General features: G+C 32.3%; 14 protein-coding genes and 1 tRNA gene. 11 read left to right on the top strand and 4 right to left on the bottom strand.

The window, feature by feature from the left end:
* Positions 1 to 45 precede the first annotated feature (45 nt).
* Positions 46 to 1,581 carry a bifunctional metallophosphatase/5'-nucleotidase gene (locus HMPREF2642_RS02820; RefSeq protein ID WP_030058891.1) on the top strand — a complete coding sequence of 512 codons (1,536 nt, stop codon included), beginning with the start codon at positions 46 to 48 and terminating at the stop codon, positions 1,579 to 1,581.
* Positions 1,582 to 1,593: 12 nt separating this feature from the next.
* Positions 1,594 to 1,971 (top strand): iron chaperone, encoded by a 378-nt coding sequence (locus HMPREF2642_RS02815; RefSeq protein WP_030058889.1) that lies wholly within the window; start codon positions 1,594 to 1,596, stop codon positions 1,969 to 1,971.
* An 80-nt stretch (positions 1,972 to 2,051) separates the two neighbouring features.
* Here the strand turns inward: HMPREF2642_RS02815 and HMPREF2642_RS02810 are convergent, their stop codons facing one another.
* Entirely contained in the window at positions 2,052 to 3,221 is a 1,170-nt protein-coding gene (locus HMPREF2642_RS02810) for an MFS transporter (RefSeq protein ID WP_070597645.1), read from the bottom strand.
* 382 nt (positions 3,222 to 3,603) lie between these two features.
* On the opposite strand from HMPREF2642_RS02810, the gene HMPREF2642_RS11800 reads away from it, so the two are divergent.
* Together HMPREF2642_RS11800 and HMPREF2642_RS02805 are read left to right on the top strand one after the other, a co-directional pair.
* Entirely contained in the window at positions 3,604 to 3,735 is a 132-nt protein-coding gene (locus HMPREF2642_RS11800; RefSeq protein WP_002435053.1) for a hypothetical protein, read from the top strand.
* 99 nt (positions 3,736 to 3,834) lie between these two features.
* Positions 3,835 to 3,924: transfer RNA gene (locus tag HMPREF2642_RS02805), tRNA-Thr, on the top strand.
* Between the two features lie 262 nt (positions 3,925 to 4,186).
* On the opposite strand, the gene HMPREF2642_RS02800 is transcribed toward HMPREF2642_RS02805, so the two are convergent.
* Both HMPREF2642_RS02800 and HMPREF2642_RS02795 read right to left on the bottom strand, forming a co-directional pair.
* Complete coding sequence (locus tag HMPREF2642_RS02800; RefSeq protein ID WP_049326420.1) at positions 4,187 to 4,618, bottom strand: hypothetical protein; 432 nt, start codon at positions 4,616 to 4,618, stop codon at positions 4,187 to 4,189.
* 537 nt (positions 4,619 to 5,155) lie between these two features.
* On the bottom strand, positions 5,156 to 5,716 hold the full coding sequence (locus HMPREF2642_RS02795) for a TetR/AcrR family transcriptional regulator (protein ID WP_030058885.1): 561 nt from the start codon (positions 5,714 to 5,716) through the stop codon (positions 5,156 to 5,158).
* A gap of 165 nt (positions 5,717 to 5,881) precedes the next feature.
* On the opposite strand from HMPREF2642_RS02795, the gene icaA reads away from it, so the two are divergent.
* Genes icaA through icaC form a run of 4 tightly spaced genes read left to right on the top strand, consistent with a single transcriptional unit; the run spans position 5,882 to position 9,315 of the window.
* Positions 5,882 to 7,120, top strand: coding sequence for a poly-beta-1,6 N-acetyl-D-glucosamine synthase IcaA (gene icaA / locus HMPREF2642_RS02790; protein ID WP_030058883.1), 1,239 nt, complete (start codon positions 5,882 to 5,884; stop codon positions 7,118 to 7,120).
* Positions 7,084 to 7,389 (top strand): intracellular adhesion protein IcaD, encoded by a 306-nt coding sequence (gene icaD, locus HMPREF2642_RS02785; RefSeq protein WP_023350944.1) that lies wholly within the window; start codon positions 7,084 to 7,086, stop codon positions 7,387 to 7,389. Before icaA ends, icaD begins: the two co-directional genes overlap by 37 nt.
* Entirely contained in the window at positions 7,386 to 8,249 is an 864-nt protein-coding gene (gene icaB, locus HMPREF2642_RS02780) for an intercellular adhesin biosynthesis polysaccharide N-deacetylase (protein ID WP_070597644.1), read from the top strand. Before icaD ends, icaB begins: the two co-directional genes overlap by 4 nt.
* Entirely contained in the window at positions 8,242 to 9,315 is a 1,074-nt protein-coding gene (gene icaC, locus HMPREF2642_RS02775) for a polysaccharide intercellular adhesin biosynthesis/export protein IcaC (protein WP_002454230.1), read from the top strand. Before icaB ends, icaC begins: the two co-directional genes overlap by 8 nt.
* Positions 9,316 to 9,500: 185 nt before the next feature.
* On the opposite strand, the gene lip is transcribed toward icaC, so the two are convergent.
* Complete coding sequence (gene lip / locus HMPREF2642_RS02770) at positions 9,501 to 11,870, bottom strand: YSIRK-targeted triacylglycerol lipase (protein WP_030058876.1); 2,370 nt, start codon at positions 11,868 to 11,870, stop codon at positions 9,501 to 9,503.
* Between the two features lie 408 nt (positions 11,871 to 12,278).
* Between lip and HMPREF2642_RS02765 the strand changes: the two genes are divergently transcribed.
* From HMPREF2642_RS02765 to HMPREF2642_RS02755, 3 genes are all read left to right on the top strand, one after another.
* Entirely contained in the window at positions 12,279 to 13,064 is a 786-nt protein-coding gene (locus HMPREF2642_RS02765; protein ID WP_070597643.1) for an arylamine N-acetyltransferase, read from the top strand.
* Positions 13,065 to 13,113: 49 nt separating this feature from the next.
* Positions 13,114 to 15,369, top strand: a complete 2,256-nt coding sequence (locus HMPREF2642_RS02760; protein WP_030058872.1) for an ATP-binding cassette domain-containing protein — start codon at positions 13,114 to 13,116, stop codon at positions 15,367 to 15,369.
* A gap of 670 nt (positions 15,370 to 16,039) precedes the next feature.
* Positions 16,040 to 16,630, top strand: coding sequence for a TetR/AcrR family transcriptional regulator (locus tag HMPREF2642_RS02755; RefSeq protein WP_016898499.1), 591 nt, complete (start codon positions 16,040 to 16,042; stop codon positions 16,628 to 16,630).
* Positions 16,631 to 16,956: the final 326 nt, after the last annotated feature.

The following is a 16,956-nucleotide window of genomic DNA, read 5'->3' as shown; positions in this document are numbered from 1 at the left end:
TTTTAAAGTCCCAACCTTTTCTTTATCAAAGGAGGTTCTAGGTGGATGACTCAATTAGCATTTTATGTTGTAAGTGATGTGCATGGATTTATCTTTCCAACTGACTTCTCACATCGTGATGTTGAATTACCCATGGGATTATTAAAAGCTAATCATATCATTGAACAAGACTGCTCTCACTATGACGGCAGTATAAAAATAGATAACGGCGATTTTTTACAAGGTTCCCCTTTGTGTAACTATTTAGTTTCTGAATTAGCTACTAGTCGTCCATTAACCGATATTTATAATCGTTTAAATTTTAATTTCGGTACAATTGGAAATCATGAGTTTAATTACGGTCTAAAGTATCTTAAACAAACCATACATCAGCTTGATTATCCTATGCTATGTGCGAATATTTTAGAAAATGGAGAACCGTTTACAGGGCAAGGTATCACTTACATAAAAAGTCAGGGGTTAACTATAGGTGTAATTGGCTTAACAACGCAGTTTATTCCACATTGGGAACAGCCTGAATACATTGAAACTTTGACATTTCAAAGTGCTGTTGAAACTCTTTCTTCCCAATTACCTGAATTGCGAAAACAAAGTGATGTAGTAGTCGTAAGTTATCATGGTGGGTTTGAACGTGATTTAGAAACTGGTGAGCCTACGGAAGCTCTGACTGGAGAAAATGAAGCTTCTGAAATTTTGCGTTTATTCAGTGATGACATTGATGTATTAATTACTGGTCATCAACATCGTGATATTGCTACCATTTACAATCAAACTGCCGTCATACAGCCTGGTACAAGAGGGACTAAAGTTGGAAAAATCGTCTTAAATATTGAACATGACAATGACGTTCAAATAGAGAATTGTCACTTATTAGATGTCGAGGATTGTTCAAGTTTTGAAATAAATCAACAAGATCAAAATTTAAGAGTTCATTTAGAAGATTGGCTAGATAAGAAAGTTGCAACTTTACCTACTTCAATGCGAGTTGAGAATGCTTTTGATGCTAGAGTTAAGCCTCATCCGTTTATTAATTTACTAAACTACATTTTACTTGAAAGTAGTGGCGCTGATATTACCTGTACTGCCCTTTTCGATTCTGCTAAAGGCTTCGATAAAGATGTGACTATGCGTGATATCATCAACAACTATCCATTTCCTAACACATTTAAAGTAATCGAACTTACAGGTCGTGATATTAAATTAGCTATTGAACGGTCAGCTGCTTATTTCGATTTACATGATGAGGAAATAAGTGTGAGCGCAGACTTCCTTGAGCCAAAACCTCAACATTTTAATTATGATATCTTTGCGGGAATAGATTATACGATTCATGTAGGTCGTGCTCTAGGAGAACGAGTGAGTGATTTATTTGTGAATGGGAAGCCTTTAGATGAACATAAAAGCTACACTATTTGCGTCAATAATTATCGTGCTGTTGGTGGTGGTAATTATAATATGTATGAAAATAAACCAATCATTAAAGACATCCAAATTGAAGGCGCACAACTATTAATCAATTACTTATCAACTAACGACTTAAGTCATATACCTAAAGTTGTAAATTTCAAAGTCGTAAAATGAGAGGTGCAAGTTATGTCAGAATTTAACCTTTTTATAAATGACATCGAGAATGAAGCGCATCGTGAAAAATTGAGACACTTATTTGAATGGATTGAAACACAATATTCAGATTTAACACCAGTAGTGAAATGGAATCAACCAATGTACACGTACAACGAAACGTTTATAATTGCCTTCAGCAAAGCCAAACAACATTTCTCAATTATGCCTGAAGCAGCTTGTTTGAAACAATTTAAGCAACGTGTAACTAACGCTGGTTACACACAAACTGAAAATTTATTTAGAATCAAATGGAACCACGAGATTGATTATGATTTAATCGGTGACATGATTAAACTAAATATGGAAGAGAAAAAAGATTATACGAAATTTTGGAGAGATCATAAGTAAAGAGTGATTTATGATGTGAGTTTATTTATATTAAATCAATTATGCCTGCTCGCTAAGGATAGCGAACAGGCATTTTTTAATTAATCATTGAATGTAATGTGTTTCTTTTCATAAATATTATTAAGAAAGTTAAGAATGATACCTAGAATAATGATACCACCTGAAATAAATGTAATTTGAATATATGGTAAACCTATAGATAATAGAATCGAACCAATGATTGCGCCTAAGAAATTCGCTACATTGAATACTGATGCAGCCAATGTACTTGCAAGTAGTGGCGCTTCATGAGCACTTAATATAATTTTACTATTGAGTAATGGTGTCGTACCAAAAGTTCCAAAACCAAACATGAAACATACAATTAACGCTAAAACTGCGTTATGCACAACAGTAACAAATAAAATAATTGTGATGAATAATAATAAAAACGTAAGATAGAGATTTTTAGTTAATTTATGTTCTGGAATACTTCCAGTAACTAAATTACCGATAACGCCACCAAGACCAAACATAAATAGACACACTGTAAGGCCTACCACTTTATAAGGTGAGAAATCTCTAATCATTGGTTCCATAAAAGTATAAGTTGTAAATACGCCACTATATCCAAATACAATGATAGAAATAACTATAAGGATATGTGGATTTTTAAATACTTTTAATTCTTTAGCAATATTGGCTTCTGCACTTAATGATACTTTTGGAACAAATTTAATCATACCTAACATTGTAATGATAGCTAATAGGATCATTACACCAAATACTGTTCTCCAATTTGCGAATCCACCAAGAAATGAACCAAACGGCACACCAATCATTACCGCGATAGTTAACCCAGCTTGAACTAAGGCAATTGCTTGTGGTTTCTTACCGGGAGGAGCAACCGCAGCCGCTACACTCATACATACACCAAAGAATGGCGCGTGCATTGCTGCTGACATCAATCTAGATAATAGCAGTATATTAAAATTAGGAGCTAACATACCCACTAAATTACTGACAATGAATATAGCCACTAGAATAGGCAATAATCGATGTCCATGCACTTTTAAAGTGAATATTCTCATGAATGGACCAATCACAGCTACACTAATTGCATAGACACTTATTAGTAAGCCAGCGCTTGAAATAGAGACTTTCATGTCGTCAGCAATTTGCGTTAACAAACCGGTCACTACATATTCTGCCATACCTACTGTGAAAGTTCCTAACATGAATATGAAGAACATCATTTTGTTTTCTCTCATTTTTGCTTCCTCCCTTATTATTTTTTCTCAAAAAATCAACATGAGTGATATACTATAAAAAATTATGGTACTTGTGAAGAGGTATTTAGAAATTAATTTTTGAGTTTAAACTCAAGTATCATAAGCTTTCATTTTGTTTTCATTATAATAAAATTAAGACAATTTTAGATAACGTGGTATTAAGCCAATTGTAAAATGATTAATTAAAATACTTTTTAATATAGATAAATTGAAATGCATATTCATAATTTTTGTCGATTTTGTGACAGCACATTCCAATTATATATTTATCTTCCCTATTGAAATAAATATTAACGACGACTTTTGAAAAATCACACTGTAACTGTTATGTTTATTTCAGTATTAAAATAGGAGGAGAATAATGAGTTCAACACCCACAGAGAAAAAGAAAAAACGAAAATTTGAATGGTTTTGGTGGTTCGTGGATATTATTATAGATCTTATTTACTATTTAATTATTGGTCTAGTTAAGGTATTTAAACAATGGAATTAATGAGTGTATGAAATTGGTATTTACATAAATTTAAAGAAAATAACATTTTCTCTTTACAAAAGAATATGAGCGTTTTATAATAGTTAATGTTCTGATTTTGGAGGGATACTCAAGTCTGGCTTAAGAGGCCAATCATTCGTGATTGGTAGGAGCTTTTAGCTCGCGTTGGTTCAAATCCTTCTCCCTCCGCTACTTTATTAAAGGGCAAGTTCTTATTACAAGAACCTGCCCTTTTTTGTTTGCAATTTGATTTTGCAAAACCAAATTGAACGTGTTTCTTCTATTATATGGTATATATTTTAAGATTAGTTTTCTATTATATAAAAAGCCATAGCATGTTTTTAGAATTGGGTCAGAAACATAATTTTGAAAATTATCTTCATGGTCCTTATCTAAATGTTACACACTATGGCTTACTTAATTAAATCACATTGTTTACTTTTGTGATTATTTATTTATGTGGTTTGAACGTCTTTTGAGGTGCATAAATCGTTGTTTTGTATTTATCTGCAATTTTTTGTGTTTCACGATCGATTCTCTTGTTAAATACTGAGTTAGGCATCTCATTAGCATTACCAACATTATATTCTAATTCACTGTATTGCTCACTAGTCATACCTTTAGGAGGCATACCACCATATGGTCTAGATCCCATATTCGTACGTCCTTGTTTATCAAACTCTTTTAAAGCTTCCATTTTACCTTTATATTCTTTATTACTAATAGCTCCATCTTTTTTTAATTTTTTTAGTGATTCAACTTTTTCCTTATAAGTAGCGAAGTTGCCATGATGATAGTCGCTCGCATTTGCTACTCCTGTTACGCCTGATAAAGCAATCGTACCTGCTAATACTGCACTACTTAATAAAGTGACTTTCTTCATTAAACTGTAACCCCTTTCAGAAATTTTGAATTTTACATATTCTACGTTATCACAGATTTTTAATTATTTCATTTATGTTACATAATTTTTACCATATTTTTACATCATTGACTTGTAATTAAATTGCTTAATTAACTTTTATTTTTAAAAATTAAAAAAAAAGAGCACCCACAATGACGATTGTAGATGCTCAAATATATTATAAATTTTATTAACTAAATGTCTATGACTCATGTTTATAGGCTGTTTTCGATTATATATGAATTTAACAATCTTAATTAAGCCTCTATAATTTTAACTTAACTATAACTAGGTTCACGATCAAATTTTGAAATACTAAAATCACACTTATGAACAACTCTTATTAAATTTGAATTATTCAAATCTCCAAGTAATTGTATAAAATTCGAATTTTATTAGCTATAACTTTAGAGTCTCAATTTTTATATATATTGTCAACTATTTTTTGGTTTCAAAAAAATATGCAATGCAATTCCTTATAAAAATAAGAGATTTATTACATACTAGTTACCAAAATTATTTTTTTATAAACACATTTAATAAAGAATATACTTGGTCTTTATAGCAATTCTTATTTTCTTCAGTAACCCCGAATCTTTGTGAAAAGGACGCTCTCAGATACCAACTCTCTAAAAAAAGGAGTATCAAATTTTGAAAATCTTCTTTACCCATAGATATATTGGAGGAATCATAATATTTTATAATTTCACTATCTAGCACTTCATTAACTCCTAAGAGATGATTATGGATCTCTGAAGATAACTCTTCTGGTGCACTGGATAATTGGACGTATAACCTGATATACCTTTCATCAATATCAAATATAAATTCAAATAAAAACTGGTAAAGCCCATCTATAGAGTAGTTAGAATCGTTGTTGCTCTCAAGAATGAAAGTTTTAAAGTAATTAAAACAGTTTTCTACGCTTTTACGGTAAATTTCTTCTTTGTTGTCATAATGATAGTATAAACTCGCTTTCTTGATGTTTACACTTTTAGCGATATCATCAAGTGTAGTACCGTAATACCCCTTTTCAGAAAATAAGGTTATTGCATTATCAATAATCTTATTCTTCAATTCTAAAATCTCCCCCTTATTTAATTTAAATTCGTTATATTACAGGAAAATTAAGTTAAAATTACAAATATTACTGTTCAAGTATAACAACATTCTATTGCAAATTGAAACACTTTCGATTAGTATATGCGATACAGCCTAACTAACGAAAGGTAGGTAGATAAGTTGCAATTTTTTAACTTTTTACTTTTTTACCCCATTTTTATGTCCATTTACTGGATTGTTGGGGCGTTTTATTACTTTTTCACTAAAGAATTTCCTTTTAGTAAGAAGAAAGTAATCTCTAAAAACAAGGACCAGATTGAAGGTATCTCTTTCTTGCTGGCCTGTTACAACGAGAGCGAAACTGTTAGAGATACACTCTCAAATGTGTTGGCTCTCAACTATCCAAAAAAAGAAATCATCATCATAAATGATGGTAGTTCAGATAATACCGCTGAAATTATTTATGAGATGAAGCAACATCACGACTTTAAATTTGTTGATTTACAGGTAAATAGAGGAAAAGCTAACGCTTTAAACGAAGGCGTCAAACATTCTTCATATGATTACGTCATGTGTTTGGATGCAGACACAATCGTTAATCAAGATGCGCCATATTATATGATGGATAACTTTAAACAAGATCCTAAACTAGGTGCTGTTACAGGTAATCCACGTATACGTAATAAAAGTTCTATATTGGGGAAAATTCAGACGATAGAATACGCAAGCTTAATTGGATGTATCAAACGTAGTCAATCACTTGCTGGTGCCATTAATACTATTTCTGGAGTGTTTACATTATTTAAAAAAAGTGCACTTAAAGAAGTTGGTTATTGGGATACTGATATGATTACTGAGGATATTGCTGTTTCGTGGAAACTGCATCTTGCAGATTTTCGTATTAATTATGAACCACGTGCCATGTGTTGGATGTTAGTACCTGAAACGGTTGGGGGGCTATGGAAACAACGTTTGCGATGGGCTCAAGGTGGACATGAAGTTCTATTAAGAGATTTTTGGGCAACAATGAAATCTAAAAAATTATCGCTCTATATCCTCATGTTTGAACAAATAGTTTCAATTATTTGGGTTTATATGATTTTGCTGTACTTAGCATTTCTATTAATGACAGCAAACTTCTTAGATTACACATATTTGAAGTATAGTTTTTCAATATTTTTCCTATCATCATTTACGATGACCTTTATCAATATTATTCAATTTACAGTTGCTTTATTTATAGACAGTCGCTACGAAAAGAAAAATATCGCTGGTTTAATATTTGTGAGTTGGTATCCGACAATCTATTGGATTATCAATGCCGCCGTTGTCATTTTCGCATTTCCTAAAGCATTAAAAAGAAAGAAAGGTGGCTATGCTACATGGTCAAGCCCAGACAGAGGAAATATCCAACGGTAAAATCGTCGTTGAATATAGTTAGGGAGAGCTTATTCATTGCGATATCTTGTGCATTTTGGATTTATTGCGTAGTCGTTATGATTGTATATATCGGAACGCTAATCAATTCTCAAGTGGAAAGTGTGATAACAATACGTATCGCTCTTAACGTGGAGAATATTGAAATTTATAAGATCTTTGAATTAATGGGATTATTTTCAATTATCATTTTCCTATTCTTCACATTTAGTTTGATTTTCCAAAAAATTAAGAAAGGTCGTGAAGTATGAAACCTTTCAAATTCATCTTCATTAGCTTAGTAGTGATGTTAGTAATGACGAATGTAACACCTAGCTTTCATCATTATGCACAAGCCGATGAAGACCACAAGAAGTTAAAGTATAAGAAGAATAGCGCTTTAGCGTTAAACTATCACAGAGTGAGAAAAAATGACCCGTTAAATGACTTTATTACGATTTTCTCTAGTAGTAAGGAAATTAAAAATTATAGTGTGACAGATAAAGAATTTGAATCACAAATCAAGTGGCTTAAGAAACATGATGCAAAGTTTCTTACTTTGAAAGAGTTTTTGAAGTATAAACAGAAAGGGAAGTTTCCAAAACGTAGCGTATGGATAAATTTCGATGATATGGATAAGACAATTTATCAAAATGCTTATCCAGTACTAAAAAAATATAAAATTCCTGCAACTGGCTTCGTGATTACAGGACACGTTGGAGAGAAGAATTTTCATAATTTGGATATGATCACGCAGCCTCAATTATCAAAAATGTATCGTTCAGGACTTTGGGACTTTGAAACACACACGAATGATTTACATTCTCTTAAGAAAGGAAATAAATCTAAATTTCTAGAGGCGTCTAATGTGTCTGCTATTAAAGACATTGAAGTAAGTGAAGATGAACTAAAATCGAAGTTTGGTAAAACACAACATGCCATTGCTTACCCCTACGGTCTAATCAATAATAGTAAAATTCAAGCTTCTAAAGATGCAGGTATGAAATACGGATTTACATTGAAGGAGCAAGCAGTCACTCCTCATGATAATAATTATAAAATTCCACGTATTTTAGTAAGTAACGACGCATTCGAAACTTTAATTAAGAAATGGGACTGTTTCCATGAATAAAAATAGACTTGAATTAGTATATTTACGTACTTTTATTTGCATCATTATTATAGTGACACACTTATTAACTCAAATCACACTAGAACATGAACATTTGTCAGGGAGTTCTCTTGTTCTACAATATTATATTCGGAATATAGTTATCTTTGGAACTCCAAGTTTTATTGTATTATCACAGTTGCTAACAACATTAAATTATAAATCTGTAAGCGTACAATATTTGATTTCTCGGTTCAAATATATCTTTATTCCATATTTATTAGTGGGATTATTCTATAGTTATAGTGAATCATTATTGACTGCTTCTTCTTTCAAAAAGCAATTTTTTGAAAATGTAATATTAGGGCAATGGTACGGTTATTTCATCATTATCATCATGCAATTCTTCATATTATCTTACTTAATTTATAAAATTAATTATAAACTGTTTAACAGTAAGATATTATTAGTATTAGCATTTGTAGTACAACAAACATTTTTATACTACTTTAATCATAGTGATGCTTTCCATACATTTGTAAAACATTACTATCCTTTAAGTGAAAATACGATGATATTAGGATGGATTTTTTATTTCTTTTTAGGTGGTTTCATAGGATATAACTATCAACGTGTCCTATCATTCTTAGAAAAATATCTCGTTATCATGATTATGTTAGCTTTAGGTTCATATGTATTATTTATAGCACTTTCAGGTGATGATTATTGGAATGTAACAAGCTTCACTTATTCACTTACGTTATACAATAGTATTATGTTCTTTGTGCTTATTGGCATTTGTGCGCATTTTAAAACGATGCTATTAAACACGGTTCAAATGATAAGCGCATTTTCGTTTTTCATCTATTTATTACATCCAATTATCTTAGATTCACTATTTGCTTATACCAATATCTTTGAAGATAACACGGTCGTCTTCTTAGCGGTTTCCTTGTTAATGATTATCGGAATATGTATTGGTGTTGGCATGATGTTAAGAGAATTTTATATTTTTAGATTTGTTATTGGCAAACAACCGTATAAGCTACAATTTAATAACTATCAACCTAGTTGGAAATCACACTAATGTTGAAAAAGCCTCCCACAGAGATATAATAACTGGATCTCTGTGGGAGGCTTTATGTAAAGCTGTTATCTCATTATGAGAATAATGTTTTTAAGACTTTGAAAAATGAGCCGATTAATTGAAATACATCACCTGTCATTGGATTCACTCCTTTTTAAATAATTTTTAAAATTCATGTTTCATCGTTATGCTTTTTTAGTTGATGTCAGTTTTTCACTTTGAACTAAATCATCTGCAAGTCCATGCCAGAATTGTTGTAGTTCCTCTCTTGAGCGTACTGTATCTGAGCTATCTTGTCCAACAAAGTCCACATGATCCCAGTCATGTTTAGTTGGTGTCACTTGCCATACACCTTTTTGATTTTGGTCTGTAGCTTCAACATATTTTTGATTGAATGGATGTTGAGAAGAAATAACTGATACTAAACCGTCATTTTCTCTCCATTCTTTCTCTTTAGCTTTACCAATAACATTGGCAGTTACCGTGAATGGGAAGAAAAGATTTAAATCTGCTTTTTGTCTACCAAATAGACCTTTATGCGTAGATTCACCTGTATATGTTTTATAAACAATATTAGGATTTAATGATGTTTTACGGTTAAGGTCAGTCGCACCATCACGAGTTAAATCATTGAAACCATTATCTTTAGATTTCCATAATTTAGATTTTTGAACTCTCTTCACATAATCAATACGTGATTCGTTTGGTTTTTGTTTAAGACCCCATTGTGATAATCCAAAGTCTACGCGAGAGTTTTTATTACCGAATGCTCTTCCTAAATCATACACAACTTGACGTACTAGCGCTTCATTACCCAATTCATCTGATGCGTGCGTACCATTATGTGGTGTACCTAAAGTTGTGATTGAAGAAACCATATTGTCATTATTACCTTTATATAATGGAGAAATTTCGCCACCATGTTCTTTTTGATATTTAACTTCTTCAGGATTTCCGTTTCTTAGTAACTCTTCTAATTGACGGATTGTTTGACCACCCATACTATGTCCGACAAGATGAACTTTTTGGCCTGGTTTCCAATCTTTGTATACACCTTCATATGTTTTACCGTAACGTTTATGACCATATTTCGCAGCATGTGCGGCACCATAATCTACACGGCCACCTTTAATATAGTAATATAGTTCAACTGCGCGATCGTAGTTACTACCAAATGCACTAATACTTGCTTCATAAGATTTATAACCATTCTCTTCTAAATCTTGACGGATATTCATTTTATCGCCGCCCCAATAATGTGCAAGCACTGAAGGATTGATATCATCAGTGAAACCATTGAAACCGTGAACTAAGATGATTGGATCATGATTTTTATATTGGCTTTGTTTAGCCGCTTTATTTGTTTGATCTTTCTGTTGTTTCGTTGTTTGTTGCTTAGATTTTTTATTTGTAGTAGCTACAGCATTACTCTTAAGCGTACCTAATCCATCTTTAGAATCTTTATCATTGTTAGATGATTCATCTTTCTCAGATTTAGGATTTGCTTTGTCACTTACACTCAATGCTTGCGTTTTGTGGTTATCTGTTTCAGCTGGAGTCTCTTCTGAAGTTGCTTCGTCTTGCGCTGACACTTTTTGCTGTTCTTCTGCATCATTTTCTTTATCTTGTTGTGATGCTTTTGGTTTTGTTGCAGTTGCAGTCGCAGTTTGAGTTTGAGTTTGATCTTTATCAGTTTGAGAAGCTTCAGTTTCATCTTTAGCTTGATTTTTTACTGCTCTGTCTGATTGAGTTGTCTCTTTATCTGAAGATAAGTCGTCTTTTTGTTGGTTATTTTGAGTGACTTTTTGTGAATCTTTTTGTGAATCTGATACTTCTTCTGTTTTATCTTCAGTTTTTGGATTGTCTTGTTTTAGATTATCTTGAGTCTCAGATGAATCTTTTTCACTTTCTTGATTTTGATTCACTTCTGGTTTAGATTGAGTTGATTTATCTTCATCAGATTTTTCTGTTGGTTGTGTTTGAACATCCGTTTGTTCTTCTGTTTGTTCAGATTTTGAGTCCGCTTGGTTAGCATCCTCTTGCTTTGCGTCCTCTTTACTATTATCTACTTGTGAATCCTCACTAGATTCCACTTGTTCATCTGATGACTTAGTTGAATTTTGAGTTGCATCTTGTGCAGAAGTTTGTTCCTCTTTACCTTGTTCTTCAGTAGACTTCGTTTGTTCTGTATTTTGTGCTGAATTTTGTTCTTCAGTTTCTGAATCTTGTTGTTCAGTGTTTTGATTATTTTCATTATGTAAGCTTGTTTGATTATCATTAGCATTTTCGCTATTATCTTTTTCAACATTTGGCTGTTCAGACGTAGTTTCTTTAGCTGATTGAGACGCGTCATCCTCTGTCGCCTGTTGCCCATTTGAATCTTCATTTTCATCCCCAATAGATTGTGCTGTTGCCTTCTCAGGATTTCCCTGTTCCTGATTTTGTTCGGCCGCTTGTGCTGAGCCTCCACCCATAAATAATAAAGCTGCGATTAAGATGGATGATGCCCCCACACTAAATTTACGAATACTATACTTGTTTTGTCTTGTTTTCATAGTAAGCACCTCTCTATTTGTTTATTTTTGAAAAATGAACTCCACAATAGCGTATTTCTAAATAAATAGATTTACGATTGCGCGTGGTAATAATTCAAAGATCTTGCTAAATATCGCTTTAATAGCTTCCATAATGACCATCCTTTCCATCGTTCAGAAAGCGTTTTCAATTATTATGAAAAATTTTTCTCACACACTCTTTATATAAAAAGTATATAAGAATCAAAACACTATTCTTTTCGATTTAATTTAAAACAAATATTACGAGATAATTGCAGTTTTGTCAATAATTATACACAATTAAATCAAGCATTATAAAGCCGATTAAACCTATAAACTTACATATTAATGGGTGTCTTTTTTAAAATAGAGATGAGTGTGAAAATAAAAATTGTAGGAGGATGAAATATGGAACTATCGCAGTTTGAAAGCTATTTAAATATTGATTCTTCTCGTTATAACAATATTGATAAAGCCTCGCTAGATTATTATATGGAACGTTATATGATGACTGTTCCGTTTGAAAATATTAACGTTCAAAATCAAGTTCCTATCTCTGTTAATATTAATGATTTATTGGACAAAGTTATAAACCAACATCGCGGTGGGTTCTGTTATGAAATGAACCACTTGTTCGTAACGTACTTAGAGAAAAAAGGTTTTGATGTCCATCGAGCTTCTGGAACAGTTCATACTCCAGATGGCGGTGTTGCTTTAGAAGGCTCACATATGTCTTTATACACAATTTTAAATGATACTTATTATGTGACAGACGTTGGGTTTGGTGACTTACCTCTACATGCAATCCCGATTTCACATCCGTCTCAACCAGTGAGTATTTCTGATATCAATGGAGAATTTCGCGCAATTTTTGACAAAGAAGACTGCTATCATGTTCAAAAATTGAAAAATAATAAATGGACTACTCTATATCACGCCTACTTAGAGCGTCAATCAATTCAAGATTTCAGCGATAAAATCATTTATAACGAGAGTAATCCAAACTCTATCTTTGTTAAGCAGCTATTAATCACACAACCACAGTCATTTGGACGTGCGACGATGACACATCAAAGTCTTACGTTAACTTCACAAAGTTCTAAAGAAAAATGTGAGGTATCGTCCGACAATTATAAGTATTTTCTAAAGAAATATTTTAATCTTAATATCACGATTGATAGACTTGAACAGTAGTAATATTTTAGTGTACCTGGGGTATGTATTAAGTAATGAGGTGAATTCCATGTCACAAATTGAAATCATAGGCGCTAGACAAAATAATTTAAAAAATATCGATGTTAATATACCGAAACATCAATTAATTGTATTTACAGGGCGGTCAGGCTCAGGTAAGTCTTCACTAGTATTTAATACCATTGCTGCTGAATCTGAACGTCTATTAAATGAAACATACTCAAGTTATGTTCAACATCAACTCACACAATATGAAAAACCAGACGTCGATCAAATCAATCACCTTCCCGTTGCAATGATTATTAATCAGAAACGCCTAGGTGGTAATTCACGTTCGACGGTAGGAACTATTTCTGATATTTATGCTTCTGTGAGATTGTTATGGTCAAGAATAGGAGAACCTTTTGTTGGTTATTCTGATATTTTCTCATTTAATAATCCGAAAGGTATGTGTGAAACATGTTCAGGATTAGGTTATGTTGAAGACATTGATTTAAATGAGTTACTTGATTTTGATAAATCGCTCAATGAAGATGCCATTAAATTCCCGTCGTTTAGACCCGATAGTTGGCGAGGTAAAAGATATCTTTATACAGGTCTATTTGATAATGATAAAAAGTTAAAAGATTATACAAAAGAAGAATTGGATACTTTTTTATATACAGAACCTACAAAGTTGAAGAATCCGCCATCAAATTGGCCTAGAACAGCTAAATTTGAAGGTCTAATTCATCGTTTCAGACGCTCTTTCTTACTAAATGATAACTTTGAGAAGAAACGCTTCAAAGCTGATATTGATCGAGTCGTTACTAAGCATGATTGCCCTTCATGTCATGGTAAAAGGCTTAATGATAAAGTGTTGAGTTGTAAAATCAATGGCTTAAACATTGCTGAATTTACAGATTTACCCATTGATGAGGCTGTTCATTTTCTAGAAAAAATAGATTCAAACACAGCAAAAGTGATTATCGAACCTTTAAAACAACAACTACAAGCATTAAGCTATATAGGTTTGAATTACCTAACGTTATCTCGTGAAACGACAACGCTTTCCGGTGGCGAATCTCAACGGATAAAACTTATTCGCCATTTAAATAGTCCATTAAGTGATTTAGTTTACATCATCGATGAACCGAGTGTAGGACTTCACCCAGAAGATATTCAGAGAATTAATGACATGATTGAATCACTTAAACAAAAAGGTAATACGGTGATCGTTGTTGAACACGACCCTGATGTTATTCAAACGGCTGACCACATTATTGATATAGGTCCGAATGCAGGCAAAGATGGTGGAGAGATTATGTTTGAAGGAAGTTATCAAGACCTTCTCACATCTCAGACGAGCACAGGTCAAGCTTTAAACAGAACACATCAACTTAAAGACCATCCTAGAGCAACTCATGACATGTTTAATATTGAGAATATTTCACGTAACAATTTAAATCATATTTCAACTCAATTACCAAAACATGCGATGACCGTAGTTACTGGTGTGGCTGGCTCAGGTAAGAGTTCCCTTATCTCAGCAGCCTTTGAACAAGAGCAACGTGCTATCTTCATCGATCAGAAACCGCCTCACGCATCGAATCGCTCTAATTTACTCACATACTTAGATATCTTCGATGAGGTAAGAAGTTTCTTTAGTCAACATACTGGTATGAAGAAAAGTATGTTTAGCTATAATTCTGAGGGCGCTTGCCCTGAATGTAATGGTAAAGGCGTACTTAAGACCGAACTCGCATTTATGCCAGACTTTTCTCAAGTGTGTGAGATGTGTGGTGGCACAAGATATCGCCCTGAAGTATTACAGGCGAAGGTAGAGGGATATTCTATCGCAGATATACTTGCCCTTACTGTAAGTGAAGCCATCTCTCAATTTGAAGGTCAAGACAGTATCACTCGTCCGCTTCAAGCGTTGGCTAACACAGGACTTCAATATATGACATTAGGACAATCTTTAGATACATTGTCAGGCGGTGAAATTCAACGCGTTAAACTAAGTCGCTATTTAACTGAAGATGTACACGATTATATTTTTATTTTTGATGAACCAACGACGGGGCTTCATGAAGATGATTTACCTGTACTGATTGATTGCTTCAATCATTTAATTGACGATCATAACACGGTTATTCTTATCGAACATAATTTAACGATGATGACACAAGCTGACTGGTTTATCGATATAGGCCCTTATGCTGGAGATAAAGGTGGACAACTATTGTATAGTGGTCAGCCTGCGGGACTTTTAAATATTAAAAATTCAGTAACCGCTAAACACTTAAAAAGATATATCCTTTAACTGAAAAAGCTCGGCGATGATTTATCATCTAATCAACGTCGAGCTAAAATTTTATTCTATATCTAAATTTTTCAAATTTACTATTGTTTAATATATTGTCGTTCATCAAGTGAACATTTTTATAATGATGTATTCCTTCTGCACTTGAGTAAAATATTAATTTTAAAAAAACCTGTGAAATATGTGGTCAAAGGGACGATTCGCCTTGTTTGAATCTACTGGATATATTATTCTAAAAGTAGTTATACATATATTTATTAAATACTTATAAATATTAAAACTTTCACCGATACATTTTTTAAAAATCCACAAAAAAAGCAAAATACCAATCGATAACGATCAGCATTTTGCTTTACACACGCAATAACTAGAGATACTTGACTACATTAATACACAAAAATTTAGGGATACAGCAATTAAGCTGTTTAAGTGATTTTGAGAAAAATAAAAAAGTATACTCTAATTACCACACAAAACATACTAACCCACAAAGCCCAATTAAATGAGTTAGTATGGCTTACATAGTAATACCATTGCTTTGAACATGTTAATTAAATTATTATTACAAAAGTTATTATACCAACTTAAATTCAAACAATGTATATCCAAATTAAGCTATCTGATACTTATGTGACATTTAATCAAAAATGTCTCTTTTTAGAGGTGTATAATGAAGAGTAAAGATTTGCGTGTAGAAAAAACAGAAAAAGCTCTATTAGATGCTTTATTTGAAACTTTAAGAACAAAAGAGTTCAATCAAATAACAGTGCAAGATTTGTGCGATAAAGCTCTCGTAAGACGTTCAACGTTTTACCGACGTTTTGATGATAAATACGATTTGCTTAAGTTATTAATACGAAAATTAATTTTCAGAGTAAGAGAGAAGCATTTCTCAACATTAAACCCTGAGAATCCTAGAGCTCATTTCGAAAAGGTCATTCACGAATCATTACAATATCTATATAATCATAAGTCTATTGTTCAAAATGTATTAACATTAGCGCTTTATGATGAAGTGACCGATATTATATTCAAACAATTATATGAAGGGATGAAAGCACAAATACAGTTTGAAATACAGCACGGCGTTGAGTTCGATGTCGATATAGAAATACTTGCTGAATTTATAACCGGGGGAATATTGAGAACAATGTATGCTTGGATTCAAGATGGTCAAGAACGTTCGATCAATGAGTTAACTAAAGAAATGGTGACCCTACTTGATGGCGTGCATAACTATCATACTAAAGGTGAAAATTAAGAGGAAATCATGATGAATAATTATGTTCGTCATGATTCCCTCTCGATTAAATGCTTTCCCATAAAAGCCAAGTGAATACTGACTTGATCATTTAAAATCTCCTTCTTATATTTTAACAACCCTTCTCTAATTACGAATAAATATTTGTATAACTAAATTATATATTTTGTTATCACATATAATAGTAGTAAACTATAACTATACTTTAGTTAATTAATAAGTCAGAGACTTTAACTAACAATAATTATACATCGGCTTCAATTTTATTGAGTAGCCAAAATACAAAAAATGTCGCTTAAGTCACACAGATTTTGAAGTGTCCGATT

Source organism: Staphylococcus sp. HMSC055A09, from assembly GCF_001809655.1.
GTDB classification, from domain to species: Bacteria; Bacillota; Bacilli; order Staphylococcales; family Staphylococcaceae; genus Staphylococcus; species Staphylococcus capitis.
The sequence above is the reverse complement of the archived record's forward strand: the minus strand, read 5'-3'. Positions and strand labels throughout refer to the sequence as shown.